General features: G+C 47.1%; 22 protein-coding genes and 1 pseudogene. 2 read left to right on the forward strand and 21 right to left on the reverse strand.

Features of this window, described 5'->3' with window-relative positions; genetic code table 11:
* Positions 1-209 precede the first annotated feature (209 nt).
* The gene (gene glsA, locus ACDE64_RS21225; RefSeq protein WP_411348197.1) at positions 210-1151 is read right to left on the reverse strand and encodes a glutaminase A; all 942 of its coding nucleotides are present in this window, start codon (positions 1149-1151) and stop codon (positions 210-212) included.
* Between the two features lie 282 nt (positions 1152-1433).
* On the opposite strand from glsA, the gene ACDE64_RS21230 reads away from it, so the two are divergent.
* Positions 1434-1925 (forward strand): hypothetical protein, encoded by a 492-nt coding sequence (locus ACDE64_RS21230; RefSeq protein WP_411348198.1) that lies wholly within the window; start codon positions 1434-1436, stop codon positions 1923-1925.
* An 80-nt stretch (positions 1926-2005) separates the two neighbouring features.
* Here ACDE64_RS21230 and ACDE64_RS21235 read toward each other — a convergent pair whose 3' ends face one another.
* Together ACDE64_RS21235 and ACDE64_RS21240 are read right to left on the reverse strand one after the other, a co-directional pair.
* Positions 2006-2503, reverse strand: a complete 498-nt coding sequence (locus ACDE64_RS21235) for a DMT family transporter (protein WP_411344053.1) — start codon at positions 2501-2503, stop codon at positions 2006-2008.
* Between the two features lie 81 nt (positions 2504-2584).
* Positions 2585-3013: a DMT family transporter gene (locus ACDE64_RS21240; protein WP_411348199.1), complete on the reverse strand. Its 429-nt coding sequence runs from the start codon at positions 3011-3013 to the stop codon at positions 2585-2587.
* A 220-nt stretch (positions 3014-3233) separates the two neighbouring features.
* Here ACDE64_RS21240 and ACDE64_RS21245 point away from each other — a divergent pair, with 220 nt between their 5' ends.
* Positions 3234-3473, forward strand: coding sequence for a hypothetical protein (locus ACDE64_RS21245; protein WP_411348200.1), 240 nt, complete (start codon positions 3234-3236; stop codon positions 3471-3473).
* Positions 3474-3594: 121 nt separating this feature from the next.
* On the opposite strand, the gene ACDE64_RS21250 is transcribed toward ACDE64_RS21245, so the two are convergent.
* The 18 genes and pseudogenes from ACDE64_RS21250 to ACDE64_RS21335 all read right to left on the reverse strand — a co-directional run bounded on the left by ACDE64_RS21250 (position 3595) and on the right by ACDE64_RS21335 (position 26492).
* Positions 3595-5448 carry a DEAD/DEAH box helicase gene (locus ACDE64_RS21250; RefSeq protein ID WP_411350361.1) on the reverse strand — a complete coding sequence of 618 codons (1854 nt, stop codon included), beginning with the start codon at positions 5446-5448 and terminating at the stop codon, positions 3595-3597.
* A gap of 309 nt (positions 5449-5757) precedes the next feature.
* Complete coding sequence (locus tag ACDE64_RS21255) at positions 5758-7209, reverse strand: SulP family inorganic anion transporter (RefSeq protein WP_411348201.1); 1452 nt, start codon at positions 7207-7209, stop codon at positions 5758-5760.
* 232 nt (positions 7210-7441) lie between these two features.
* Positions 7442-7690, reverse strand: a pseudogene (locus ACDE64_RS21260) (ran-binding protein 10); the annotation flags it as partial.
* A 1462-nt stretch (positions 7691-9152) separates the two neighbouring features.
* Complete coding sequence (locus ACDE64_RS21265; RefSeq protein ID WP_411344057.1) at positions 9153-10823, reverse strand: ABC1 kinase family protein; 1671 nt, start codon at positions 10821-10823, stop codon at positions 9153-9155.
* Between the two features lies 1 nt (position 10824).
* On the reverse strand, positions 10825-11154 hold the full coding sequence (locus ACDE64_RS21270) for a phasin family protein (protein WP_367063737.1): 330 nt from the start codon (positions 11152-11154) through the stop codon (positions 10825-10827).
* A 220-nt stretch (positions 11155-11374) separates the two neighbouring features.
* On the reverse strand, positions 11375-12040 hold the full coding sequence (locus ACDE64_RS21275; RefSeq protein ID WP_411344058.1) for a ThuA domain-containing protein: 666 nt from the start codon (positions 12038-12040) through the stop codon (positions 11375-11377).
* 372 nt (positions 12041-12412) lie between these two features.
* A complete protein-coding gene (locus ACDE64_RS21280; RefSeq protein ID WP_411348202.1) occupies positions 12413-12739 on the reverse strand; it encodes a hypothetical protein in 327 nt (108 codons plus the stop codon).
* 558 nt (positions 12740-13297) lie between these two features.
* Positions 13298-13627 carry a hypothetical protein gene (locus ACDE64_RS21285; RefSeq protein WP_411348203.1) on the reverse strand — a complete coding sequence of 110 codons (330 nt, stop codon included), beginning with the start codon at positions 13625-13627 and terminating at the stop codon, positions 13298-13300.
* An 11-nt stretch (positions 13628-13638) separates the two neighbouring features.
* The gene (locus ACDE64_RS21290) at positions 13639-14340 is read right to left on the reverse strand and encodes a pirin family protein (RefSeq protein WP_411348204.1); all 702 of its coding nucleotides are present in this window, start codon (positions 14338-14340) and stop codon (positions 13639-13641) included.
* Between the two features lie 382 nt (positions 14341-14722).
* Positions 14723-16714: a methyl-accepting chemotaxis protein gene (locus ACDE64_RS21295; RefSeq protein ID WP_411348205.1), complete on the reverse strand. Its 1992-nt coding sequence runs from the start codon at positions 16712-16714 to the stop codon at positions 14723-14725.
* A 434-nt stretch (positions 16715-17148) separates the two neighbouring features.
* Positions 17149-19128, reverse strand: a complete 1980-nt coding sequence (locus ACDE64_RS21300) for a methyl-accepting chemotaxis protein (RefSeq protein ID WP_411348206.1) — start codon at positions 19126-19128, stop codon at positions 17149-17151.
* 481 nt (positions 19129-19609) lie between these two features.
* Positions 19610-20035, reverse strand: a complete 426-nt coding sequence (locus ACDE64_RS21305) for a DoxX family protein (protein WP_411346874.1) — start codon at positions 20033-20035, stop codon at positions 19610-19612.
* A 118-nt stretch (positions 20036-20153) separates the two neighbouring features.
* Positions 20154-21035, reverse strand: a complete 882-nt coding sequence (locus tag ACDE64_RS21310) for a M56 family metallopeptidase (RefSeq protein WP_411348207.1) — start codon at positions 21033-21035, stop codon at positions 20154-20156.
* Positions 21017-21433, reverse strand: a complete 417-nt coding sequence (locus ACDE64_RS21315; RefSeq protein WP_411344064.1) for a BlaI/MecI/CopY family transcriptional regulator — start codon at positions 21431-21433, stop codon at positions 21017-21019. Before ACDE64_RS21315 ends, ACDE64_RS21310 begins: the two co-directional genes overlap by 19 nt.
* Before the next feature lie 266 nt (positions 21434-21699).
* Positions 21700-22149, reverse strand: a complete 450-nt coding sequence (locus ACDE64_RS21320; RefSeq protein ID WP_411348208.1) for a hypothetical protein — start codon at positions 22147-22149, stop codon at positions 21700-21702.
* A gap of 584 nt (positions 22150-22733) precedes the next feature.
* Complete coding sequence (locus tag ACDE64_RS21325) at positions 22734-24194, reverse strand: catalase (RefSeq protein ID WP_411348209.1); 1461 nt, start codon at positions 24192-24194, stop codon at positions 22734-22736.
* A gap of 1144 nt (positions 24195-25338) precedes the next feature.
* Positions 25339-26121 (reverse strand): winged-helix domain-containing protein, encoded by a 783-nt coding sequence (locus ACDE64_RS21330; RefSeq protein ID WP_411344067.1) that lies wholly within the window; start codon positions 26119-26121, stop codon positions 25339-25341.
* Positions 26097-26492, reverse strand: a complete 396-nt coding sequence (locus ACDE64_RS21335) for a Fur family transcriptional regulator (RefSeq protein WP_367063725.1) — start codon at positions 26490-26492, stop codon at positions 26097-26099. The genes ACDE64_RS21330 and ACDE64_RS21335 overlap by 25 nt, the downstream gene beginning before the upstream one ends.
* Between the last annotated feature and the right edge of the window lie 137 nt (positions 26493-26629).

The following is a 26629-nucleotide window of genomic DNA, read 5'->3' on the forward strand; positions in this document are numbered from 1 at the left end:
ATGCTAGTTAGTTATTTTCTTCTATACAGATGTGTTCATGATAACTTCATTTGCAAAGCATATAGTTTAAGATACTGATAATCATTATCACTTGTCAACCTGAAATCGTAAAAAGGCGGCTAATTTCCTAATGGTTTGAGGGATGCCATGGGTGTTGGAACTTGGTGCATGGCATCTTTCACTTCAGGAAGGAATCAGGGAACTGTCTTTTAAAACAGGCTCCAGTCGAATTCTTTGGACAGACGTTCCAATAGATGGACACCGGCGATGCTGTTGCCGCGGTGGTTTAGGGATGGGCCGACGAGACCGATGCCGTATTGACCGGGAACTAAGGTTAGGATGCCGCCGGAGACGCCACTTTTGGCGGGCAGCCCGACTTCGATGGCGAATTCGCCAGAAGCGTTATACATGCCGCAGGTGACCATGAATGTTTTGGCGATCTGGACGTAGCGGCGTGGGATAAGCTTCTCGCCGGTGTGTGGATCGACGCCATCGAAGGCAAGTACGAGCGCCATACGGGACAGGTCAGCGCAGGTCACTTCGATAGAACAATGACGGAAATAGACGGACAGCACGTCTTCGACTGGGTCTTTGAGCACGCCGTTTTGCTTGAGGAAATAGGCGAGTGAGCGGTTTAAATCGCCAGTTTCCAGTTCAGAGCTGTACACGTCCATATTGTAATCCAGCGTATCGTTGCTGGACAGTTTACGGAAAAATTCTAGAATGCGTTTGGATTTCTCTTCCGGGCTATCGCCTGCGATCAGGGAGGAGACGGTGATTGCTCCGGCATTGATGAGCGGGTTGAACGGGATGCCCGGCTCGACCAGTTCCAGTTTGATCATGGAATTAAAGTCGTCGCCGGTTGGCTCCTTGCCTACATTGTAAAAGACCGCTTCTTCGCCATGATCGATCAGCGCCAGAATGAGGGTGAATACTTTGGAGATGCTTTGCATGGTGAATTTGAGACCGCAATCGCCAGCGGAGATACTTTCGCCCTGCGAGTCAGCGATGTAGATCCCAAGTGCATCGCGAGATGCTTTGGCAAGTTCAGGAATATAGGATGCTACGTCGCCCTGTCCCGTGCGCAGGCGACTCGTTTCCAGCCAATCGGGTAGTTTCTTTTTCATTTTGTCCATTTGTTCCATACTCATATTCAATCACTCCTATTGTTGTCGATTTGATGTCTTTGTGTGAGGAAACGATCTTTTTATATATACTTTCTATATATGGAGATTATTTTGTTCTCATTTGATATGCTCTTGTCCTGTATTGTTGCTGATTTTGACTTTCTTTACTATAGCAGAGATGGGCAAAAAGTTGGTATGCTGAACGTAAAAGTAACTTTTTCAGCAGAACGCGGTATAATACTCATACCGGCTCCAACAATTATGCTTGATAGTCAGTACCCAACATTAGCGGAAAGTGGTGAACCGATGAACGGCAAATTAAGAACAGCCATCGCTGGAATTCCAGTGGAACAGTATGCAGTACAGGGAAGTCTTCCACTTTGTCTGTCCGACGGTGCATCGCCTGCGCTGGACAAGCTCAAGCCGCTGGCGGATGAAGTGTGGAGCGATGGGCAGCATGAGGTGTTGACGTTTCATTATGCCGGACACGCAGTCCATATGACCTTTCAAAGCTCTGGTACGTATTTATTTGACAGTATGGATATTTGGGCAGATATGTCCGATTGCGGCGAGATCGGCATCGGCGCGCCGGAAGGATTATCACTGCTGGCAACGCGTATGTCGCTGGAAATGGATATTTTTGAGCTACCGGATGAAATGATCTGTCTGCTACCCAATGCGGTTACGGTACATTACCGCAAGCATAATCAGCAGTGGATGCTGACCAAGATTGCCGGAGCGTATCGCAATTATGAGGATACCCGCTCTAGTCTGCATGTGATTGCTAACGCCGGATAATATTGATGAATACAACCAAAAGCCTTCACCCCGTTTACGATTGACGGGGGAAGGCTTTTTTTGAGATATAGGTGACGAGCTTACGAATGAAGTGTATGCGATGGTACGGATTTGTTCTTTTTGACTGCTGCTTTGCCAAACCAGCGGTCGCCGAATTTGTACACGATAATACCAGCGACGATCACGAGTACGCCGATAACTTTGCCGGGCGTCAGTGGAATGCGCTCCAGCACCAGCCAGCCTGTCGTATCGAACAACAGTGCCGTACTGAGCTGAGCAATCAAGACGATGGATGTGGCAAATGTCGGTCCCAGACGGCGAATACCCTGCACAAGGCAGAACACAACGCCAACTCCAATCGCACCGCTAATCCAGTACCATGGCTGCATATGTTGCAGCGAAAACGTTCCTTTGCCTTCAAAGATCAGGCTGGCGGTCAGCGAAGCGATAAAGCCCATTCCCAGCACCAGCGTCGTTGTTGCCCATGAGCCAACCTTATTGTTGACCTGATTGTTAAAAATCGTTTGCAGACTAACAAGCGCGCCTGCAACTGCCGCGAGCAGTATGCCCATAACCATGTGTATCCCCCCTGCTATATGGATGACGGATAATTGATCCGTTGTGTCGTTTCATTGTGTATATTGGCATGTAATGCTCGTTTATAATTTTAAAATAACGACGCCAGCGATCATCAGCAGTACGCCGAGACATTGCGGCAATGTGATCTTTTGCCGGAGTACGCCGAACCAACCGTTGCTATCCACCACAAAGGTCATACATAGCTGTGCAATGAGCAGCGCTGACACGGTAAATGTAACCCCGATATACTGAATCGCCGTCACTTCGCTAAAGATAATAACCGACGCGAATGCACCGCCAAACCAGTAGAGCGGCTTCACCTTCCGCAATCCTTGCCAGTTGCCATCGCGCACGATCAGCAGCATCAGTGCCGCCAAAATAAAGCCAGTCAGCTGCGTAATCGTCGCTGCCTGCCAAGTGCCGATATCGTAGCTAATCCGGTTGTTCGCTACGCCCTGCAATGTAATGCACGCACCACCAAGCAGTGCGAATAAAATGCCTTTGAACACATGACAAACCTCCCAATCCCTTACCGTACGAATCTTCGCTACAATGAACCCTTTTCCCATTAAAAGGCATATCCATCTATTCATAAAGGACATATGTCCCATTGGGCAATCGTTAAGCGTTCACTAACTCCATCATGCCCAGTTTTGTTGTAAAAAGGGCGAGTTTTTTACCATTATAGATGAACGGAATATGTCCTATTCTCAAGGGAGGAATGAGCAAATGACGATTGCCGATGTAACGGGGCTGGTCACGACGGTTGGCTTTCCGGTAGCGCTTTGTTTTGTACTGTTAAAATATGTTTTGCAAAATATGGAAAAGCAATTGAATCAGCTGGATGAAACGGTAAAAGAACTGACAGAAGCGATCCGCAGTCTACGTAGGGAAAGCAATGATAAAAGTCAGCCCTCACGTCAGCACAACACACGAAGGCGCGACAATGGCTCAGATGATCAGATGTAAAAAAAGGATGCTCCGACTAGGGAGCATCCTGCTTGGCGTGTTATGACGCTTGAGAATGGTAAAAAGAATAATGTATCCCGCCATCCATATATATGGATAGGGCTTATAACGATAATCCCAATTAACGACGACCGCGACGGCTATCCGAGCTACGTCCGCCCGCATTGCTAGAGCGATTGCCACCAGTGTTACTGGAGCTGCGTCCACCTGCGTTGCCGGAACGATTACCGCCAGTAGCGCCGGAGCTACGTCCGCCCGCGTTGCGACCGCCTGCGCCACCAGAGCTGCGATTGCTGCCAGCGCCATTTCCGTAACTGCGTCCACCTGCTTCGTAGGCACTACCACTACGGCTTGCACTATTACCAGTGCTGCGTCCGCCAGTGCTGCTGCCTTTACGGTTGCTTGCTCCGTATTCGCGTGTACGTGCATTGCCAGCGTTGGAAGCAGCACCGTTGCCTTTGGATGAATCGCGGCGGAAGTTGCCTTCTTCATCTGTACGGCGGGATACCGCACTTGTACTTGCCGGGCTATCCGGGCGTGCAGAACGTTCGTTACGCTTGTTTTTGCCTGTGCGTTTCGGACCGCTAAATTCTGCGGATGCGCCGCGGTCATTGGTACGTTCACCTGCACGCTCGTTGCTGCGTTCCGTTGTACGACCTGTACCACCGCCACGGCGACCACCGGAAGAACGTCCGCCCTGTTGAGAGGAACCGCCACGACTGCCATAACCGCCAGCAGAACTGCGTTTGTTTTTGCCATTTCTACCGGATTCGGTCGTACGACCACTGCCGCCGCTGCGCGGTTTGTGCTCGCGTACATTGGACAGCAGCTCACCGGAATCATCGGATTGCGCGGACGTACGAGAGATTTCGCGTTGCAATTTCTGCGACGTCTCGCGTTCAATCTGCTCCAGTTCGCGGCGATCATGTGGCGTTACGAATGTAATCGCACGACCTTTGCCACCTGCACGTCCGGTACGACCGATACGGTGAATATAATATTCGACATCCTGTGGGATATCATAGTTGAATACGTGCGTCACACCTTCGACGTCAATCCCACGCGCTGCCACATCTGTCGCTACAAGCAATTGCAGCTTCGCTTCGCGGAATGCCTTCATAACTTGCTCGCGCTTGTTCTGAGACAGATCGCCATGCAGCTCGTCCGAGGAGTAGCCCAGTTCCTGCAATTCTTCGTTCAGCTTAGCAGCACGACGCTTCGTACGGCAGAAAATCACTGCCAGATACGGTTGCTCACGGTCGATATATTCTTGCAGTGCAGCCAGTTTGCCGCGTGGCGTACATTCTACAACGAGCTGACGGATTAGGTTCAGTGGAACGGTTTCTTCGGTGCCAACACGAATATCATGCGGTTTGCGCATATATTGTGCGGACAAGCGACGAACGCCTTCTGGAATCGTTGCAGAGAACAGCATCGTTTGGCGGGATGGTGAAGTTGCCAGAATGATCTGCTCCACTTCCTTCAAGAATCCCATATGCAGCATTTGATCCGCTTCATCCAGTACGAGCGTGCGAATCTTCGTCATATCCAGCGTGCCACGACCCATATGGTCAAGCAAACGGCCCGGTGTACCGACGACCAGATGGCAACCGCCTTCCAGCTTGCGCAGCTGACGCTCTACATCTTGACCGCCGTAAGCTGCCAGAATACGTACGCCTTCGTAAGCGTCAGCAAGCTTGCGCGCTTCGGTAGCGATTTGCAGCGCCAATTCACGCGTTGGCGCTACGATCAGCGCCTGCGGAGCACCGGTTACGTTCAAGTTCAATTTTTCAAAAATAGGCAGCAAAAATGCCAGTGTCTTACCTGTACCGGTCTTCGCCTGTACAATCGCGTCTTCGCCCTGGAGCAGAAGCGGAATGGATGCCTGTTGCACTTCAGTCGGCTGGGCAATGCCGTTCGCTGCGAGCAATTCTACTGCCGCAGACGAAATATTGAAAGAGTTAAAATTTGTCACTGTGTTCACCTGTTCTTCCTTCATATTGGGCAGCCCGTCCGCACATCATGATGCAACCGCAAATCCATACGGCCCAGGCCAGAGTCGTACGCCATGTACAGATGATTATCTATCTGTTCATTCAACGTCCGCTCGTAAAAAGAAGCATCGGCTCATCCCGATGCTTCAGTGCCGATCAATCACCGACACGATATAATCATACGAAATACGACATGTTCATTTGTTCATCATTACAGCTTGTTTACATAGCGAAACGCCGTCAAAGTGCAGACGTCTCTAGCGTCAATATAACGTGTATTCCGGTTTCCGTCAATGCCCGGACGAAATTGAGCCGTGACTAAGGCGCTCATACAATTCGCGACTTTCTTCATTCAGACCGCGAATATGCAGTACTTTACCATGTTGCTCGTACTTGTCCTTGAGCTTGCCGATACCAATGACCGCCGAGTGATCCCAAATATGCGAACGGGCAAAGTCGATAGTCACATCCTGCGAATCGTCCGCCGGTTTGAAATGATCGACAAACTGGCTCATCGTCCCGAAAAACATCTGTCCACGCACTTGATAGATCCGATGCTGCGGTGTCGATTGTGCAGTTTCTTCGATATGCAGCTGCGACATCTTCCAACCGAAACGCAGCGCACTCATCACAACGCCGACGCCTACACCGATCGACAGATTGTCGGTCAGCACGACGATCACAACAACGGTCACCATAATGATCGCTTCTGCCAGTGGTACTTTGTGAATGGTCAGCAGTGAATTCCAGCTAAATGTACCGATGGACACCATGATCATTACACCCACCAGCGCTGCCATTGGCACCTCACGTACAATCGTACCGAGCACAACCAACAGCACCAGCAGAAATGAACCTGCGATAAAGGTGGACAGTCGTCCACGTCCACCCGATTTGACGTTAATGACCGATTGTCCGATCATCGCACAACCCGCCATCCCGCCGAACAAGCCGCTGACGATATTCGCTAGCCCTTGTCCTTTGGCTTCGCGGTTTTTATCGCTTTTCGTTTCGGTCATTTCATCGACAATGGTCGCTGTCAGCAGCGATTCCAGCAACCCGACAAAAGCAATTGAGATGGAATACGGCAAAATCGTAACAAACAAATCCCAGCTCAGCTCCACCATCGGCAAGTGGAAAAATGGTAGCTCATTGCTCAGCTTGCCCATATCGCCAACGGTACGCACATCCAGATGAAGGAAGTACGTGAGCAGCGATACGATAATAATCGCTACGAGCGGCGCCGGAACAGCTTTGGTAAACAGCGGCAAAATATAAATAATCGCCAGCGTTAGCGCTACCAGCGCATACATCAGCCAGTTGGCTCCAACAAACTGCGGCAGCTGTGCCGAGAAGATAACAATCGCTAGCGCATTCACGAATCCAGTCATAACTGACTGCGGAATAAAGGTAATGAAGCGTCCAATCTTCAGCCAGCCAAGAATAATCTGGAACATCCCCGCCAGAATCGTTGCTGCAAACAAATATTCCACTCCATGCTGCGCTACCAGCGTACCGACTAGCACCGCAATCGCTCCGGTTGCCGCCGAGATCATCCCCGGTCGTCCACCCGCCAGCGAAATGACAATCGCAATACAAATGGAAGCATACAAGCCGACCATCGGGTCAACACCCGCAATAATCGAGAAGCCGATGGCTTCCGGTATCAAGGCAAGGGCTACCGTAATCCCTGCCAGCACATCAGGTCGGATATTACCGAACCATTGTTGTTTATACGTCATGATCATCCTCTTTCGGGCATGGAGCAGCGATCCGATTGAATGGACTTGCATTCCCGGACGTTACTGATCAGATGAAGCGCCATGCTTGTTTGTAAATGACTTTTCTCTCGCAGAAAAGCCGGAGCCGTGGATACAGATAGATTTCTATTATATCCAAAGCCCCAGCAATGTGCCAGCCCTCTATTATATTGTAAGCGTTATGATTTTCAATTTATTTTGAGCAAACAAGATATCAACTTGAATATTCACTCACTTCAAATGTCAATATCTTATCAAAAATCAAATAATCTTTGCGATTAATAAAGGGACCTTGGTTGTTGTCATGTTTATCAATTGCATACGATGCTCTTCCATTTCCAGCTTGTTTCGCTTCATACCAATCAATAAAGCTTTGAACTTCTGACATACTCAAATCGTATTCTTTCTCCATCCCTGTATTCAACACTACAGTTAAAATTGCTCGATTCCCATTCGGTTCTTCTGAACCCGGATCAATTGGGTCAGGTTCGGTAACACTCTGCTCTCTTACAATTCCAAGGGTGAGCTCATGAATAGCTGCCCAAGAAGAACCACCATTAACAATAACACGAAGACCCTCATAAGGGCCTTCCGTTACCGCAACAGGTTCAAGCACGCGTAACGCAGTTGTTGCTGAAACTGTTATTGATGTTTCCGGAGCGATTTGTGACCATTGCCCATTTTTCAATCCGTATATTATCAATTTAATTGTTGATGACGGAGTAGTTTGAGATGCAAATTGAACAAAATTCAATTTTACAGGCTTTGGGAAGCTCATTTCAAGAGTTCCTACATAAGTACCTGCGTTCCAGTTCGTATCCAAATCTCTATCAATCACCTTTTCAGCAGATACAATGGCATTATAGGTATTCGTAGCTTTAATGGTAGTATTCAAAGGTACAGCATAACCCTGCATACCTTCAGTTTCATTAAAAGGAGGATTAATGCTTTTCTCATCGGAAACGGCAGCAACAGCATTTGAAGAAACAGTTTCTATAATATAATAATAAATAATATTATTTTTAACACTTTTATCTGTATAAGAAGTACTATCCAGTTTTTCAGCCACTGTAGTGTAAGGCCCACCAGTTTTTAAACTTCTTTTAATGTTATAAGTCAGACCAGCTGTAGATTTTTCATCCCAAGTCATTGAAACACTATTATCATCAGCTTTCAACTTCAAGTTAGTCACAGGTAAGTATTCTGAGAGTTGACCAGAGCTATCAATATCAACAGCGTCTAATGAAGCATAATCTGTATCAGCTGATCGAATAATTACACTATGGTATCCATTATTCAATCCAGTTTTCTCATAGCTTAAATATTGATAATTTGCACTTCTTTTTAATGTAAATGTGTCTTTCACTCCATCAACTATAATTTCCTCATTAGAGGTATGATCAGAATTCCCGTCTGTAATAATTCTGATTTTGGTTCCATTAAAACCAAATTGGATCTGATTACCTGACTGCTTACTCAATTTGATACTACCACCATAATAATTTGTTGATTTATTTTGTGTCCATGTACCTGTATAAACAAATTGTGTACTTGTATCATCATATCTGGTCCAACCGTCTTCTGGTGATATGAGTACGGTTCCTACCGCTGCTGCATATGTATAACTTGGTAACAAAGTGAATACTCCTGTAAACAAGCTAGCTATGACTAATAACTTTAATTTAAAATAATTCTTCATCAGATCTACTCCTTTTATTTTCGCAAGATACTGATATATCGGAATAATATGATTTATATTAAAGATTTTTTTATAAAAATAAGCTATTGCTCACTTAAAATCAAAAAGGTTTACTATTTTCAAATGAAAAAAGGATCAGCTATATGCTGATCCTTTTTGATGTATATTACATAAGTTTTTAGATTACTAATCAAATCATTCTAAATTTACCTTACATAGATTAATTTCAAAACCTGCCTGATTTGAAAATAGCAAACAATAGCCAGATGACCATCAGCGTCGCGATAATAAAGCCAATCTCGACTACCGGCAGCCCCCACAAGATCGGCGTCTGGTCACGCAGCGACGAACCGATAATCAGCCCAACCATAATGATACAGAACGCCAGTAGCACGATACTGAAGGCCAGCCGGTTCACAATCTGATCCATCTTGTGCAGCAATTCGCCCAGCTCCGGTACGTTGACTTCGACTTTGAGCTTGCCAGAGCGAATCATCCGCGATAGTTCCGACGCCTGCCTCGGCAGATCAGTCAACACTTCAACCGCCTGAAAAGCACCATCGGTAATACGTTCACGCAGCTTTTTCGGGCTATAGCGCTCGCCCAGCAGTCGCCTGCCGAACGGTTCCGCCATATTGAGGATGCTGAGTGATGGATCAAGCCGTTCAATCACGCCTTCCAGCGTAATGAGCGCCTTGCCAAGCAGTGCCAGATCGGACGGAATATCAATCCGGTAGTTACGAATAATCGCAAACATCTCGTTCAGCGCTTCCCCCAGATCAATTTGCGAGAACGGTACATCGTAGTACTGCTCTCGCAATCGTTCCAGCTCACCGCGCATGGCAGAGATGTTAATATCATCCGGCACAAAGCCGAGTCGCATAATCGCTCGTACCATACTGTCCGTATTTTTGCGTAATAAGGCGATGACGAAGGACGCGAGTCCATTTTTCGTATCCGTATTGAGACGTCCCATCATACCAAAGTCCAGATAAGCGATGCGTCCATCCCGCAGCGCCAGCAAATTGCCCGGATGCGGATCGGCATGGAAGAAGCCATCGATAAAAATCTGCTTGAGCATCGAGTCGACCAATCGCTGCGCCACATTCGACAGCTGCAATCCCTGCTGCACAATCTGGTCGGGACGCCCCATATGAATGCCATCGACGAACTCCATCGTTAGCACACGGGCAGATGTATAATTCCAGAACGTCTTCGGAATCTGGATATTGCGGTCGCCGTCAAAGTTCTGTGCAAGCCGCTCCATGTTGCGTCCTTCCACATTGTAATCCAGCTCCGCACGCATCGATTTGGAAAATTCCTCGATGATCTTGTCAATATTGTAATGAGACACCCAGTCCATATGACGACGAGCAATGCCAATCAGATCCTGCAAAATCTCCAGATCGCGATTTACGATGCGCGCCACGCCCGGACGTTGTACTTTGATCGCTACCATTTCGCCGGTATGCAATTTCCCCAGATGTACCTGCCCAATCGAAGCCGCCGCGATCGGCTGCTCCTGAAAGTTCTCCAGCATATCTTCCAGCGATGCACCTAGCTCTAACTCGATAATCTGCCGCGCTTCTTCACCGGCAAATGGCGGCACCTGATCTTGTAACTTGACTAGTTCTTCAATGACATTTTCCGGCAGCAAATCCGAACGTGTACTCGCCAGCTGCCCCAACTTGATAAAGGTCGGTCCCAGTTCTTCCAACACGAGTCGAATCCGTTCGCCCACCGTACGGATGCCCTGCGTCTCACGGCGTACTAGCTTGAGTGGAATCGCCAGCATCCGGTTCAGACCCAGTTCCTCGACCATATAACCAAAGCCATGACGCATCAGCGCCATGGCGATTTCTCTGTACCTTCCGGCATGCCGGATATGGAGAGACATCTTATGACAATGGCGGCTGCGGCTGTTCCTGTTCTTTCTCAGCCAGGCGCTTCTCCAGCACAGTGATCCGCTGTTCCAGTTGTTCAACGGTCGCTTTGGTCGGTACATCTAACTCGGTCAGGGCTTTTTGCACCTGTAGGCGTACCCAGTCCTTAATCTGACCCTGCTCTTCGGCACCGCGATCCATCAGACGATCAATCAGGGCATTGGATTCGGATGGTGCCAGTTCCCCGCGTTTCACGAGATCGTTAACCGCCTTTTCCACTTTCTCTTTGCTGACGACTGTCACACCAAGACCTAGGGATATCGCTTTTTTGAACAAATCGCTCATTTCCGTTCCTCCTGACATAGATTAAATACAACCAAGCAGTCTGCATATTGGCATGGTCCGGTAAAAGTAGAATGGGACATGCTCGTTCCAGTTCCCCTTACCGGAGCATGACAATATGACCATGCATATTGTGTCTGTTTCCAGTATAACGGTTTGAGCGTCATATGCCTAATCTCATCTTCATTTGGCTTGCTATCATCTTGCTACTATGATCTGCATGCTACAAAATCCCGGCAGCCCAGTTCAATCCTTGTACGATCATGCGCTGGAATTGCTCATATTCAAATGAAGGGGCATGATGTCCCGGCATCAGGTAGACCGTGCGTCCTAGACCGTATGTGGAGCACCATCCTGCTGGCCAAGTATCATCGTCCATGCTGTACTCCATTAGAATGGTGCGCTCCGCGCCAGCGAGTAAATTGAACTCATACGGCTCCTCCTCCATGCTGAATGAAGAGATTCCCTGCATGATCGGATGTCCTGGCGAAGCGATGTGCATGTCTAGCTTGCGGTAGTCGGTATGACCGCGATATTGCGCGCCCATCAGCTGTCGTAATTCATAGTTATGTTCCTGCAAAGACACGCCGCAATGCAGGATAAGCAGTCCGCCTCCATTGACCACATATGTAATGATACCGGCGGCATGCTCCGGGCTAATCTTCTTGTTGAATGCATCGGTGTAGACGATGCACACATCGTAGGCTTCCAGTCGCTCCATTTCGAACATTTCGTAATCGTCGCTAATATGCAATTCCCAGCCCTCTGGCATCAGTGTATGGATGTGCGACTGAATCCGATCCAGCGGGTGGTACGGTGCATCATCACCGTAATCGCCAATCAATAGCGCCTGTCTGACATGATGTTTGTGATTGGATTGTGCGTTCATATACGGTTACGTCTCCTTTGCAGTGTAATAAGGTGGCTTGGTGAATCCACCGTACGACAATGAAAAAGGACATTCGGCATTGGAGATCAAGCTCCGAACAAGATCAGACCTGTTCGCCGAATGCTCCATTATGTCCTTACCCGTATTTTGATACGATTGTGCATATTATTTCAATTTTTATGTTTTTAATTTAAGGAATGAAATGGATATGTGCGATTGGACTGAGCGTATACGTCGTCTATAAACGGATTGTATAGGTATGATCACAACAAAAACAGCATGGTCCATTTGTTCAAAGGGCATCATGCTGTTCATCGTATAGTTATGCAGTTATTCACTGGCTAACAGGTATATATCCATCTATGCAGACAATTAGGCTTTCTTGACTGCTTTTTTGCGAGTAGGCTTTTTCGCTTTGGCTTGCTCTTCTGCTACACGCGCCGCTTCTTCTTCCGCTTCACGCTTTTGCACTTCCAACTGTTTTGCTTGCTCTTTTTGCTTCGTCTCATACGCTTGATTCAGCGTAGTCTGAATATCCTCTTTACGCATTTTCAGATGACTGCTAAAAATATCCGGGAATACGAATACTTTGCGTCCTACATTCTGAGCAAACATGACGGTGATCCGCTCATTATCGTTTTCCAGCACCTGTCCTACGCCAAATACTTCGTGCATTACCTGTTCGTCCGTTAAATTCATATGTTTGCCTCCTGTGGCCGCTCATTGGCTGGATACGCCAGATCGCTGTTAGCCGGATTGGATAAAATCATTCGCTGTGACTGGAGAGATCGCGTTGTGTGTAGCGTGCATCTTGCGTGTGGATGTAGCATACGGAGAGTAACGAACGGGGGAGAATTGCTAGCAGAGGATAGACATTAGCGTCCATTCTGTGTTTTGTGCAGCATACATATGCTGCTGTAGAAATAGAGACAAAAAATGCAGCGACACTTGTTAAAAATCGAAGCGATGTTAACAAGGCCACTGCATGTCTGTGAAGTGTTGTTTATTCATTATAGCATAAATTGTGCTTATACAGTGAAAGGAATATGTCATAGGTACATTTTTAATCATTTTACGATTCTATAAAAACCGATTTTATTCTGCATACCTATTGCCTTTCCAACATCAACAAGCTAGCGCACAGTGTGCGCTAGCTTGTTCTATCATGATTCCCGCACAATTCTCATGATGCGTTCCAACATATGATGTATGTTCAATATGATATACGTTCAATTTTTTGAAAAGCGATCTTACCTCTTACGCCCAGTATTCATCAGGTACATAACGAATTTCCGATGCTGCTTCAATCACAAGTATTCCCTGCGCCGAATCAAACTGAACCGTCTCTGGGCTGACATAATACCAATGCTTGATCTGCGGACCTTCTACCGGAATTTCGAAGCGGAACATATTCAGTTCTCCACGAAAATGGACGATATCCGCAGCAATATCAGGCGGTGCATTGCGAAAGGTCATCCGATATCCACCTTCTGGCAGTACTGCGAATTCATATTCCAGCGGTAGCTTATTGTTGTTGAGAAATTCGCGCCCAGTTACCGCATGTTTGACCATCACTGTCTCTTTCATGCTTCTCCTCCTTACGGCAGATCGATCAGCAGCCAGAATACCGGTTGCTCTGCGACCAATTCCAGTTTGCTCACTTCTTCGATCCGGGCTGCATCGCGTGTCGACAATTCATATTCATCGTTCACGCGCAGCGAGCCATTTATTACAAATACATACGTACGGCGATGCGGCTGCTGGACGAATTCAATCTGCTGCCCAGCTTCCAATCGGCTCAAATAAATCGTCAGATCCTGATGAATCGTCGCCTGATTCTCGCCGCCCTGACGGCTAACGATTGGCAACAACGTACCATTCAGCGATGCCGGATGAAACGAAGATGTCATATACGATGGCGTCAATCCGCGTGCCTCCGGTTCAAACCAGAGCTGCAACAAATTGCAGTCATGCTCATCTGATGCATTGTGTTCCGTATGCACCACACCACTGCCTGCCGACATGCGCTGAATACCGCCAAAGGAACTCACTGCTTCATTCCCCAAATTGTCTTCATGGCGCAACTGTCCCTGTAATACAATCGAGACGATCTCCATATCACTATGCGGATGCGCGCCAAATCCATGAGATGGGGAAATAATATCGTCGTTAAACACACGCAACGGTCCAAAACTCACATTGTCGCTATCCTGATATTCCCCAAACGAAAAGCTATGACTCCCCCGCAACCATTCACGGTCAAAATGAAAACGCTGATCTGCTGGATAAATGGTAAACATGATGAGATATCCTCCCTGATCTAATACTGGATTGAAATTAATAGAGATATAAGTCGTAGTCAAAATCGTTACTTCATACTCAATATAAATACTGAATAAATGTAATAAACTAACTAATATAATGTATTATATCCGCTAACCGTTCCACATACAAACCTAGATTTGTACTCACGAAAAATGTCATCCGGCATCCTCATAGAGTCATACCGAATCATACCCAAGCGTTCTATTTACAAAAGGCAGATTTCCATACAAAACAAGCCGCTGCCCCCTATTGTTTATATGGAGCAACGGCTTACTATTTAAACATACTCATTTATACATTTGGAACAATGTACTGCATATAAGATCGCATAATCTATTGCACAAGCGAGCGTCAAACTTACAATTTAAAGCGCGATACGAGCTGTTGCAGCTGCTCTGCCAATCGAGTCAGGTCTGTAGCAGCACTCGATACCTCCTGCATGGATGCCAATTGTTCCTCGGCTGCGGCGGAGATCGTTTCTGTACTACCGGCTGTACGGTCAGAAATGTCGGAAATATTATGAATCGATGTAACGACAGCTGCCGCATCGTCATTAAGCTGATGATTGCTGTTCGTAACGTCGTTCATTTTGCTGTTCACAGCTTCGATCGAATGGTTGATTGCCGAGAAGGAGCGACCGGATTCATCTACGGCAATAATACCGCCTTTGACACTTTCCTGAGCGTCATCCATCACTTCCAGCGATTGGGCAACCACATCTTGCATACCGGTAATCAGCTCACCGATGCGCTGAGCAGAATCGCCCGATTCGGATGCCAGCTTGCCGACCTCTTCGGCAACAACGGCAAACCCTCTACCATGTTCGCCTGCGCGTGCCGCTTCGATAGAAGCATTCAGTGCCAGCAAATTCGTCTGCTGCGCGATATTACGGATCAATACAACAATACCGTTAATCTCGCTGGAGCGTGTACTCATTTCATCAATAATGGCACTCAGCTTCTCGACAGTCGACTGGATGGCATGAATTTTCTCAACCACATCCTGTACAGATTCGTTGCCTCGTGCAGAGGCACGGGATACATCGTCCAGTGTGCGCGTGGCATCGTCCACATAACCAGAAATTTCTGTTACACGGTTGGACATACGCTGGATTGCTGCACTACCTTCATCAACGCTGTGAACTTGACGATCGCTATCGCTTGCCATTTCCTGAATCGCCATCGTGACATGCTCAACCGAACGACTCGTTTCCTCGGCACCAGCAGCAAGCTGCTGTGAAGATGCCGATACATTGTCCGTCGTGCTGCGGACATTTTCGATCATTGTACGCAGATTGTTGACCATTGTGGCAAAGTCGCGTGCCAGATCGCCGATTTCGTTATTTTTACTCTGATCGATATTGACCGTCAGATCGCCTTCGCTAATCTGCTGGCTGCTCTCACGTAGACGGCGAATCGGCTTCATAATCATACTCAGCGAGAATAAAGCAATGGCGGCAGCGACAAGAAGGGAAATACCGATAACTAGAATGGCTACTTTACGCACCGGTGCGACGGCATCGTCAATTTCGGAGGTAAACATCGTACCGGCAATTTTCCAACCAGTCGTTTCATTGGTGACGAATACCATCTTTTTAGCTTCGTTTTGGAATGCATAATCAATTTCTCCGCTGGACTTGCTATACATCTCCGGCAAATAAGAGCCTTTCGATTTGGTCCCTGCTTCGCCATCGCGGAATACGATATAGTTTTGATCCTGATCCAGCATAATGACATATCCCGCTTTACCAATCGGAATATCTACCAGTTTCGCCATATTGTCCAGTTTCAGCGAAACACCAATAACCCCGGAGTTGTCAGATAATGTACGTGCCACGACAACCATCGGCTGTTTGGTACGTGCATTGATCATAACGCTAGTAATGATCGTTTTGCCCGGTGTTGCCATTGCTTTCTTATACCATTCGCGTTCACGCGGATCATAATCAGCTGGATTTTTCGCTGGAGCATTCGCAGTCGATTGAATCATAGTACCGTCGTCCGTACCAATATAGATACTGTCCGTCTCTGGATGCAGACTGGAATAACGGTCCATTGACGGAATGATTTGCGGACTTACAGGTCCGTCAAACATGGAGCGATTGAACCAAGTGGACAATTGTTCCACGTCGTACAATTTATCGTCAAGCGAACTCTCTAGGAAATTATTGGCTGTATTGACGCTCTGCGAAGCACTTGTAATCAACTGATTCGACACTTCATTTCTGGCATTGGTATACATACTGATACCAATGATCAAGCTCGGACCGAACAGAATAATAGCAAAAGCTACAATTAATTGATTACGAATAGACCAACGCGGTTTGAACTTCTTCAGACTTGGTTTCACGACATCACTCTCTTTTCTATTGAAGTTGGGGTTATATAAGTGTAAGAATGATCGACGCTCTCCACACACTTAGTATATATCGTTAGAACTATACTGATTATTTAGACCTAAATTTAATTTAGCGAAATATAATTTTATTTGTCTATAATTGTAAATTTAAGTGAATATGAACAGATATACATAGTATAAAAGAACTAATTATATATTGAAAATCATATTCTCATTGCAATTCGTTACCTTTCGCCTGCTTACCTTAATGCTTCATTGCATATATATGCAAATTGTATACAGTCCATTTCATTTCACAACAAAATTAGCCAGCACATTCCGTAATTCGGAAGTACTGGCTAATACTTATTTGCATATCTCTGTTGTATTATGAATAAAAAGCAATATATTACCAATCTGTCAAATCGTAACGTTGTGAGTTAATTTTACAGTTTAAAGCGTGATACGAGCTGTTGCAACTGCTCTGCCAATCGAGTCAGATCGGTAGCAGCACTCGACACTTCCTCCATCGATGCCAGCTGTTCTTCTGCCGCAGCGGAGATCGTTTCCGTATTACCTGCGGCTTCATCGGAGATGCTGGCGATATTCTCGATCGATTCGACCACTGCGCCTGCATCCTGATTGAGCGAGCTGGTAGTAACCGATACGTCATCCATTTTGCGTGATACAGCTTTGATCGAACGATTGATTTTGGAGAAGGAGCGACCGGATGTATCGACAGCGATAATACCGCCTTCGACATTTTGCTTCGCCTGATCCATAACTTCTAGCGATTCGCTCACGACACCTTGCATACCGATGATCAGATTGCTGATACGCTGCGCAGAATCTGCTGATTCGGATGCCAGTTTGCGTACTTCCTCGGCAACAACGGCAAAGCCTTTGCCATGCTCACCTGCACGCGCCGCTTCGATGGAAGCGTTCAGTGCCAGCAGATTGGTCTGTTTAGCAATATTGCGGATCAGATCGACAATGCCGTCAATTTCAGACGACTGCTCACTCATCTGATTGATAATTCCGTTCAGTTTTTCCACCGTTACCTGAATATCGTAAATTTTCTGTACGACATCGATGACTGACTCGTTGCCTTTGGCAGCAGCCTTGGCAGCTTCATCCATCGTTTGCGTGACATCGCCTACGTGAGTGGAAATCTCGTCTACACGTTGTGACATCCGCTGAATAGCAGCAGCACCTTCGGTTACACTTGTCACCTGACGGTCGCTACCAGTAGCCACTTCTTGAATCGCAAGCGTCACATGTTCTACCGAGCGACTTGTTTCCTCCGCTCCAGCAGCCAGCTGCTCGGAAGCCGACGATACATTATCCGTCGTATCGCGTACACTTTCGATCATATCGCGCAGATTGCTAACCATGATCGCAAAGTCGCGTGCCAAATCGCCGATTTCGTCATTGTTACTCTGATCAATATTAACGGTCAGATCGCCTTCGCTAATCTGATGCGTCGTTTTGCGCAGACGGCTGATCGGTTTCATAATCATGCGGATACACCAGAACACGATAATTGCAGCGACAACGAGCGAGATACTTACGATGATCAGTGCCATCGTACGTACAGGCTCAACCGCTTTTTCGATTTCGCTCTGATACATCGTACCAGCGATCTTCCAGCCTGTCGCTTCATTGGTCAGGAAAACCATTTTCTTCGGTTGCCCTTCAAACAGATAATCAATCTCGCCTGTTTTCTCAGCATACATTTGTTGCAGATATGCGCCTGTCGCTTTATCTCCTGTTTTACCGTTACGGCTAGAAATATAGTTCTGGTCAGCATCCAGCATAATTACATAACCTTCCTGACCAACCGGAATATCCGCCAGTTTGGCGAGGTTTTCCAGATTGAGCGATACACCGAGTACACCGGAATTATCCGGCAATGTACGGGCAATAACGACAACTGGTTGATTGTTGGAATTGATCACAACTTTTGTAATGACCGTTGTTCCCGGCGCTGCCATCGCTTGCTTGTACCAGTCCCGTTCACGCGGATCGTAACCATTCTCGTTTTCCTTTGGAATCGCGCGAATCATCGTACCATCCGGCGTACCGACAAACGCATCTACCGTTTCAGGATGCAGCCCGACGTAACGTGCCAGCTCCGGTACAATCTGCGGACTAAAGCGTCCATCGATCATAGATGCGTTGAACAATTTCGACAAATACTCAACATCGTAATCCTTCGCACTGAGTGAACTTTGTACAAAGTTATTTGCTGTATTCACGCTCTGGCTTGCGCTTGTAATCAGCTGGCTTTCGACCTGATTTTTGGCATTGCTGTACATCGTGATGCTTATTACAAGGCTTGGCGCCAGTAATACAAATGCAAAAGCCACAATCAGCTGATTACGAATAGACCAGCGTAACCGGGGCTTCTTCAACCATTTTTTCATCAATCTCACACTCTTTCCTTATTAAATTACGATCATCTGTGGTATATGGATGTTAGTCTTGATCAGTTACACTATATATCGCCTAACGAGTGGCAATTATTTAGCATGTTATCTAGTTCATGCGAATTTTGTTGAAATATGTACGTATTGGTTGTTTCAAGTAACTTTTGTCATGGATAATCGCTAAATATATCATTATAATACTTACCGTCCATTTCTTTCGGCATGTTTCACCAAAAACATTTCCCGTTCACTCCGCTTACAATTCTACCATCGCCTCCCAGACAATCGTCATTCTCCCTTTGGTAGTCCCAGCTTCCCTTCCCTATCCACATTGAACATAACAAAAAGGAGCTATGGCATCTGCCACAACCCCTATCCATCTGAATCCTCTCATTGATCATTCTGAATGATCTCATCCACCATTAGCGATATATGCAATTCATATACCCACCTATGTTCATTCTGCGCAGATGTTACTTTACGAATTCTGTGCCAATCGTCCACGTTCACTGCGTTCTTTTTTACCGAACAATACACCATCCAGTGACAGTAATGCACTGCCAGTCAGTGCCATTTGCAAGCTGGTGAACAGAATCAGATAATCAAACTCCGTACCCATCATAAATGGCTGACCTGCTTTTGCAGTCACCAGCACGCCAACCATAACAATCGTCAGTGCCAGACCTGCCAGACGAGTAAATAGACCAACGATCAGTGCGATACCGCCTGCAATCTCAATGACTGCCACTACAGGTGCCAGAAATGCTGGCAACCCTAAACTTTGGAAAAATCCTTGCGTACCACCAATACCACCTTGAAACTTGGAAAATCCGTGTAACAGGAAAATCACACCTGTTAGTACTCGCGTAATTAGCAAGCCCAGCTCTACATATCGTTTATTCAAACTCATTACCAATTCCTCCTTTGATTGTGTCCACTACAAAATGTAGTGTTATTGTATAAAAAGCCGCCCGTTGTGCCCTGCTCTGCCTCTCATCAAACAAGCAGGACACTCTGTATGTCTACACAAGCGACCATAATAACAAAATACTAAGCACCGTTAACACCGGCAGCGAGATTACAACTGATCCTAACGGCAGACGCGGCGATGTACCACTCTCTGGTTCGAGAATGCGGTGAATCCGGTAGTTGAGTGACGTTTCTGCGAATGAAGAATAGATCATACGGGCAGGAAAATGGATACCACCCTGCGTACGGTTGACCAGCTTCAGCAGCGCTCCGCCAATGCCGAGCGGCGTGCCCAAGCGCTGAATCGCATCATGATCTGCCAGCACCTCACGCGAGATTTTGTACTGGTGCGCCATATTGCGCAGCACCGGCAAAAACCAGAGCGCAAACGCCGCCTGTCCTAGCAAAAACGTAACCAACGGATCGCGCTGACGATAGTGAAACAGCTCGTGATGCACAACCGCCTGCTGCTCTTCTTCATTCAACAGCTGCAATATGCCTTCCGACAAAATAATGCGCCGACGCCAATTGCCCATCGTGAGCGCCAGCGGCTGACGGCAAGAGACGATGATGAACATCGCTTGTCCATCTGGACTGTAACGTTCGTTAAATGCCGCCGATAATGCTATATGTTCCAGCTCCCGGCAGCGCCGCACTGCACGAACCGAACCATACCATTGATCCAGCCCATAGCCGACGTATAAAACAAACGTACATGTCACAAGTCCCGCTAACAGATGACTAACCGAGAACCAGCCATGATTCTGCATCCACATATTGCAAATACGCAGCAGATCAAATGGCAGATTCCAGCCAAATAGCATATGCAGCGAATATACGCCCATCAGCCCTAGCGTAAACAGGGACATACTCAAACTAACCTTCAACAAACGCTGCGAACGACGTTGCCACCATTCTACTCGTTGTTTTTCCATTGTTTGATTTTATCCTCCAAGGCTTGAATAAGTTTGGGGTCCACTTCTTCCAGCACATCAACCATATGATTGACAGCCAGTGTACCGAACTCCTCCATCAGTTCATGAGTCAGTTCCCTGGATTGATTGTTAAGAAAATCTGCGCGGCTTTCCGGCGGAACGTAGTGGAAGCTTTTGCCTTCGATATGACGGGATAACGCACCCTTGTCTACTAGCCGATTCATAACCGTCATCACCGTATTGAAATTGAGCGGCTTGCTCTGGCTGATGACAGTTTGCACTTCCTTGATCGTCAGCGGATGCTGCGCTTCCCACAGCACATTCATAATCTGCGCTTCCAGCGGACCGAAAAAACGATCCAGCCCGGTAGCACCTACATTGAACTTTTTAATTTTCATTTTCTGTATGCCACCTCACACTACACATTGTAGTTCCAACCGCAAGAGCAGTCAAATTTGTGAAGTTAATTGTATAATATCACAATTTGCGTAACAGTCTATACTTTTCGTTAGTTTCTTTCGTTTAACTTTCAGGGCGTATGCTATCCAGCATGTTTATAATGTACATCATCAGACACCAAGTGCATACGCCCTGAAACTGTAACTATGCAGTCGCTATACATACTTTCCTTCTATTTCATCAACTAAGATAAAGTTGTCGCTATTCAATATCCTTCGTTCCAGATCAATGTCATTTCCACTGTATCTGAGCCGGGCTGTACAGGGCTGGCATTCAAAATCCAGCTCTCCCCGGTAGCATCGTTACTGCCCTGAATGACCAGTTGTTTTTCGCTAATCTTCTGCAAGGCATCGGGCATATCCTGAATACGGAAATACTCGCTGTATGTCTTGGCTAGCGTTTCCATATCCAGCTTCGTCTGTAAAGTAAGCCGTACAAAGTGTTCATTTGCCGTATCATTGTGCACCGCAGTTACGACCGTAGCATCATCAGGAATAGGAAAATCCGCAGGCACTCCATCACCGGGTGCACGCGCCACCACACTTTGCGCCGCCAGACTAGCTGCTTCTGCCGAAACGGGTTGTGCCGCTATTCCGGGTACTAACAACGCAGCCGCCAGCAATCCACACATACCAGAACCTGTCCATCTGTTCATGACAACCTCTCCTCTGCTGTCGTATCGTCCATCACAAGCCATTACCTGCTGACCGGCAATCCGCTTCCTGTATGATCATTCACGACCAGAACCGACGTAACACGGGAGAACCCAAACAAGGACAAGCGCCAACCTATACAACCGTTACGCCTGTCCCTGTCGGTATATCAATCTATAAGATGACCCTGAGGTCGTATGCGCTGCGGCTTACGGATTCAGGCGCTGTAGGCTCACCAACAGAAGACGAGGAATCTCAATTACAATCGTCATGTCTCCCTCATATCCTGCTGGCTTCCCTACTTCACAATATCCGGCTATAAGCGCCGCAGACCTTGCCATATGGGCTTGTCGAACAGCTCCGTTTCCTCTGCTTCTAGGTATAAGCCGCTAGACAATCCGCTTCGCTTATCCCCTTCTATACGATAGAGCGATTCAACAGGCTGTATATAAAAGCGTCCGGTCTTATTCCAGAAAAGGCTACCCCTTGCATGGTTAGAAGACCGGACGCTGAATATCAGTGTTCCTGTAGTATATGTTGCTGTAAATGATTCGTAGTGACTTAGAGAAGCACGGTAGTCAGATGATCAACTACGCAGTTGCGACATGAATTCGCTGATATCCACGCCAAGTCCCTGAGCGAGACGCATACCGTATTCACGGTCGGCACGGATAAAGTTGCAAATGGCGCGCAGTTGAATGTCTTTTTTTACTACCTGTAAATCATTAACCAGATTGTTGAGTAAATTATCCTTTTGTTTGTCAGAATAGGAACGATATTGTTCACCAGCCTGTGCAAAATCATCAGTTTTCTCGATTTTCTGGCGAGTCACATGACCTTGCAGCTCTACTTCGGTATCGCGGTAAGCCGGATCTTCGGATGGACCTTCCGTATAACTGTTCGGCTCATAGTTGTACGTGCTGTTATCTTGATTCACATTCATAAAGCCATCGCGTTGGTGGTTACGTACCGGCGCGTATGGGCAGTTCACCGGAATTTGCAAATAGTTCGGTCCAAGACGGTGACGCTGGGTGTCTGGATAGGAGAACAGACGACCTTGCAGCAGCTTGTCTTCCGACGGCTCAATGCCCGGTACGACTGCGCTTGGCGAGAATGCGGATTGCTCGACTTCAGCAAAGAAGTTTTGCGGATTTTTGTTCAGTGTCATCGTACCGACCAGATGCAGCGGGAATTGGTCTTCCGGCCATACTTTGGTCGGATCGAGTGGATCGAATGAATAGTTGTCGATATCTTCCGGCTGGATAAACTGCACTTTCAGTTGCCATTCCGGGAATTTGCCCTGCTCAATATGGTCAAACAGATCGCGGGTTGCGTGGTTGAAGTCTTTTCCCTGCTGCTTTTCCGCTTCGTCGGCAGAGAAAGTGCGCACGCCCTGTGACGATTCCCATTTGTATTTGACATACGTGACTTTACCTTCGTCATTGATCCACTTGAACGCGTGTACGCCGAAGCCGTCCATCTCGCGGTAGCTTGCTGGTGTACCGTGATCTGAGAACAACCAAGTCATCATATGCGTCGATTCCGGTGTCAGTGTCATGAAGTCCCAGTAACGACCAGGGTTCTGGATATTCGTTTGCGGGTCTGGCTTCAGAGAATGCACCATGTCCGGGAATTTGATCGCATCACGGATAAAGAATACTGGCAAATGGTTGCCGACGATATCATAGTTGCCTTCTTGGGTATAGAACTTCACCGCAAAGCCGCGCGGATCGCGTGCTGTTTCCGGGGAACCGACACCGTGAATAACCGTGGAAAAACGGACAAATACGGGCGTTTCCAGACCTTCTTCTTGTAAGAACGCTGCTTTGGTGTATTGCTTCATACTGTTCTCGACGCGGAATACGCCATGTGCGCCTGCGCCGCGTGCATGTACAACGCGCTCTGGAATACGTTCACGGTCAAAATGGGCGATCTTCTCGATCAGGTGGTAATCCTCCAGCAGTGTAGGCCCTCTGCGTCCGGCTGTTCTGGAGTTCTGGTTGTCTCCAACCGGAGCACCCTGGTTTGTTGTCAAACGGTTATCCATCGTTAGATCATCCTTTCGTTATGCCTGATTTTGCATGTCCATGAATCGTACTTCCATGATTTAGACTTGCATTTAGACTCATTTCAAAAATCAGAAGTTAGACTTATTCTAACATTGGATAGTGGCTCCTTCATGAGGGCTGGATGATGCTTCCATGAAGATGGGGTGAACATGCTTCAGCAGATTTCTCGCGTTTGAGGGAGCTGTTGAGACACTGCGCTTCGGTAAGGGATAGGGGAAACATGCTCAGGTGGAGCCGCGGGAATCTTATGAATGGGGAGAGAGTGAAGATTCCCACCCCTCCAAAGTCGCCCTTATTCCCCTATTCCCTTCCCTCCGCTCTGTGCAAAGAGTTTCTTGTAACGGGGTCTAGGGGTTGCTGGAAGCTGTTTGGGTGGGGAGGTGGCAGTTTTTTTATAAGGAGTGGATGCGCTGGGGATTGGATGCGGACTTGATAAGGAGGAAGTTTCTTGTAGTAGGTTCTGGAGGATGCTGGAAGATATTTGGTTTGGGAGAGGCAGTTTTTTATACGAACTGGATACGCTGGGTGATTAGATGCAGACTTGATAAGGAGTAAAAAAGGAATTAAAGGCTGCGGAAGGTTTAGAACTTTAGAACTTTAGAGATATTGCGGGTGGCTTGATGTGGTTGTTGGGTTGTTTGTAGTGGGATTGAATATGATGCGGGTCTGGTTATAGAGGAGCTAGGAGATGGAGACGGTTTTGTATCCTCTTTTGTAGCAATAAAGAATATGGGGGGAATGCTATATGAAGAGAAATGATACAGATAGAGGTGGAATTTAGAATTTCTTTTGGCATGAATGAAGTCATTCGGTAGGATCGGTGGGCGTTTTATTTTGAGTGTATTAGGGTGGAGTGGATTGAGCTTGTAGGGCATTAGCAGATAGTGTAAGGAATTTGGAGGACAAAATAAAGACCAGTGAGCACTTAGGGAAGTGTCGCTGGTCGGACTGGGCGTATGGAATTGGTTGTGTTTGTTGGGTAGTGCGGTTATTGGTTTGTTGAGAGTAGCTTCTTTGTGGGGAAGCTGGGATGGGTTTGGGCATTGGGCGATGTTTGGTGATGGTGAGCATCCACTTGTTTGTTGAGATCGTGATGAATTGTGAATGGGGATAGATGCTGGATCAGTCCGCCAGACGGTAGCCTACACCGCGTACTGTGGCGATGTATTGAGGAGCGGAGGCGTTGTCGCCGATTTTTTTGCGCAGACTTTTGACGTGGACGTCGACCACGTTGCTGCCGCCAAAAAATTGGGTGCCCCAGATTTCGCTCATCAGTTCTTCACGGGACAGTACGCCGCCTTCGCTTTCGATCAGCATTTGCAGCAGATCGTATTCGGTTTTGGTCAGTTCAACGCGGCGTTGTCCGCGGTATACGGTCATTTTTTTGCGGTCGATCCACAGGTCTTTGAAGACGATGCGGTGTTGGGTATCATCGGCTGCGGGTGTCACGGGACGGCTGGCGTTGGAGCGGATGACACGTTCCACGTGATACAGCCCTTCCTGTGGGCGCATCGGCCAAATTAATAATTCTTCTTCCGTCCATTCCTTCATGCCAAGTGCAAGCATTTCTTCGCGAACGAGGAAAATCGACGGTACATGAGAATTATTCTCATTAATGCGCAACTTAGCCAATTCGATGTCGCCGCTACTCGCAGAAGAGATCATATCAAAAATATACAGGTCTGCGCTGATCGAGCCAGCACCGCTATTTTCCCAGCGATGAAAAACCATTACATCAAAGCAGCTATCGGACAGCATACGTGTCAGATCGTGTACACGGCTTGGAACCGGGCTAATAATAACAACGCGGCGCGTGACTGGGCAAGCCAGCGGCATATGTTCAGCGGATGCATAATCAGTAGAAAGATAATCATTCTCAATTATTTTTTCGATTTGTTTTTGCATTCGGTACACACTCCTCTAAATACGACATGTGCATGATGGACATCGTACCCGGTTTCCTCCGCTACATCAGCGTACCATTGCAGAGGTGCATCGGTCATGACTTCATCCACACGTCCGCAAGTTTCACAGACAATATGCTGGTGATCGTCCATTTTGCCGTCGTAACGACTGGCGGTTTCACCAAGCTTCAATTCACGGATCAGACCGTTATCTGTCAAGTATCTTAACGAGTTATATACAGTTCCATAAGCAAAATTATGACCACGCTCTACCAACCGATTCATCACGTCAGCGGCAGTAGGGTGATCCTCGGCGTTGTAGACGATATCGTAAACAGCTTTCCGCTGCGTCGTCAGGTTGATTGTTTTCACACGGATCATTCCCTTAATTTTGATTTTAGAATAAGTATAAATCCATTTCAAATGTCGGTCAATAGGTTTAGCCACTAAAGTGATAATGATTCTCAGGATTTTGGTGATTTATTGCTATATTTGTCGATAATGATTCG

The organism is Paenibacillus sp. WLX2291, assembly GCF_046603665.1.
In the GTDB taxonomy this organism is placed as follows: domain Bacteria; phylum Bacillota; class Bacilli; order Paenibacillales; family Paenibacillaceae; genus Saccharibacillus.

Coding starts and splice junctions, on each gene's coding strand:
- glsA (WP_411348197.1), bottom strand. CDS start 1,151: ATGAGTATGGAACAAATGGACAAAATGAAAAAGAAACTACCCGATTGG.
- ACDE64_RS21230 (WP_411348198.1), top strand. CDS start 1,434: ATGAACGGCAAATTAAGAACAGCCATCGCTGGAATTCCAGTGGAACAG.
- ACDE64_RS21235 (WP_411344053.1), bottom strand. CDS start 2,503: ATGGTTATGGGCATACTGCTCGCGGCAGTTGCAGGCGCGCTTGTTAGT.
- ACDE64_RS21245 (WP_411348200.1), top strand. CDS start 3,234: ATGACGATTGCCGATGTAACGGGGCTGGTCACGACGGTTGGCTTTCCG.
- ACDE64_RS21255 (WP_411348201.1), bottom strand. CDS start 7,209: ATGACGTATAAACAACAATGGTTCGGTAATATCCGACCTGATGTGCTG.
- ACDE64_RS21265 (WP_411344057.1), bottom strand. CDS start 10,823: ATGTCTCTCCATATCCGGCATGCCGGAAGGTACAGAGAAATCGCCATG.
- ACDE64_RS21270 (WP_367063737.1), bottom strand. CDS start 11,154: ATGAGCGATTTGTTCAAAAAAGCGATATCCCTAGGTCTTGGTGTGACA.
- ACDE64_RS21275 (WP_411344058.1), bottom strand. CDS start 12,040: ATGAACGCACAATCCAATCACAAACATCATGTCAGACAGGCGCTATTG.
- ACDE64_RS21280 (WP_411348202.1), bottom strand. CDS start 12,739: ATGAATTTAACGGACGAACAGGTAATGCACGAAGTATTTGGCGTAGGA.
- ACDE64_RS21285 (WP_411348203.1), bottom strand. CDS start 13,627: ATGAAAGAGACAGTGATGGTCAAACATGCGGTAACTGGGCGCGAATTT.
- ACDE64_RS21290 (WP_411348204.1), bottom strand. CDS start 14,340: ATGTTTACCATTTATCCAGCAGATCAGCGTTTTCATTTTGACCGTGAA.
- ACDE64_RS21300 (WP_411348206.1), bottom strand. CDS start 19,128: ATGAAAAAATGGTTGAAGAAGCCCCGGTTACGCTGGTCTATTCGTAAT.
- ACDE64_RS21310 (WP_411348207.1), bottom strand. CDS start 21,035: ATGGAAAAACAACGAGTAGAATGGTGGCAACGTCGTTCGCAGCGTTTG.
- ACDE64_RS21315 (WP_411344064.1), bottom strand. CDS start 21,433: ATGAAAATTAAAAAGTTCAATGTAGGTGCTACCGGGCTGGATCGTTTT.
- ACDE64_RS21320 (WP_411348208.1), bottom strand. CDS start 22,149: ATGAACAGATGGACAGGTTCTGGTATGTGTGGATTGCTGGCGGCTGCG.
- ACDE64_RS21325 (WP_411348209.1), bottom strand. CDS start 24,194: ATGGATAACCGTTTGACAACAAACCAGGGTGCTCCGGTTGGAGACAAC.
- ACDE64_RS21330 (WP_411344067.1), bottom strand. CDS start 26,121: ATGCAAAAACAAATCGAAAAAATAATTGAGAATGATTATCTTTCTACT.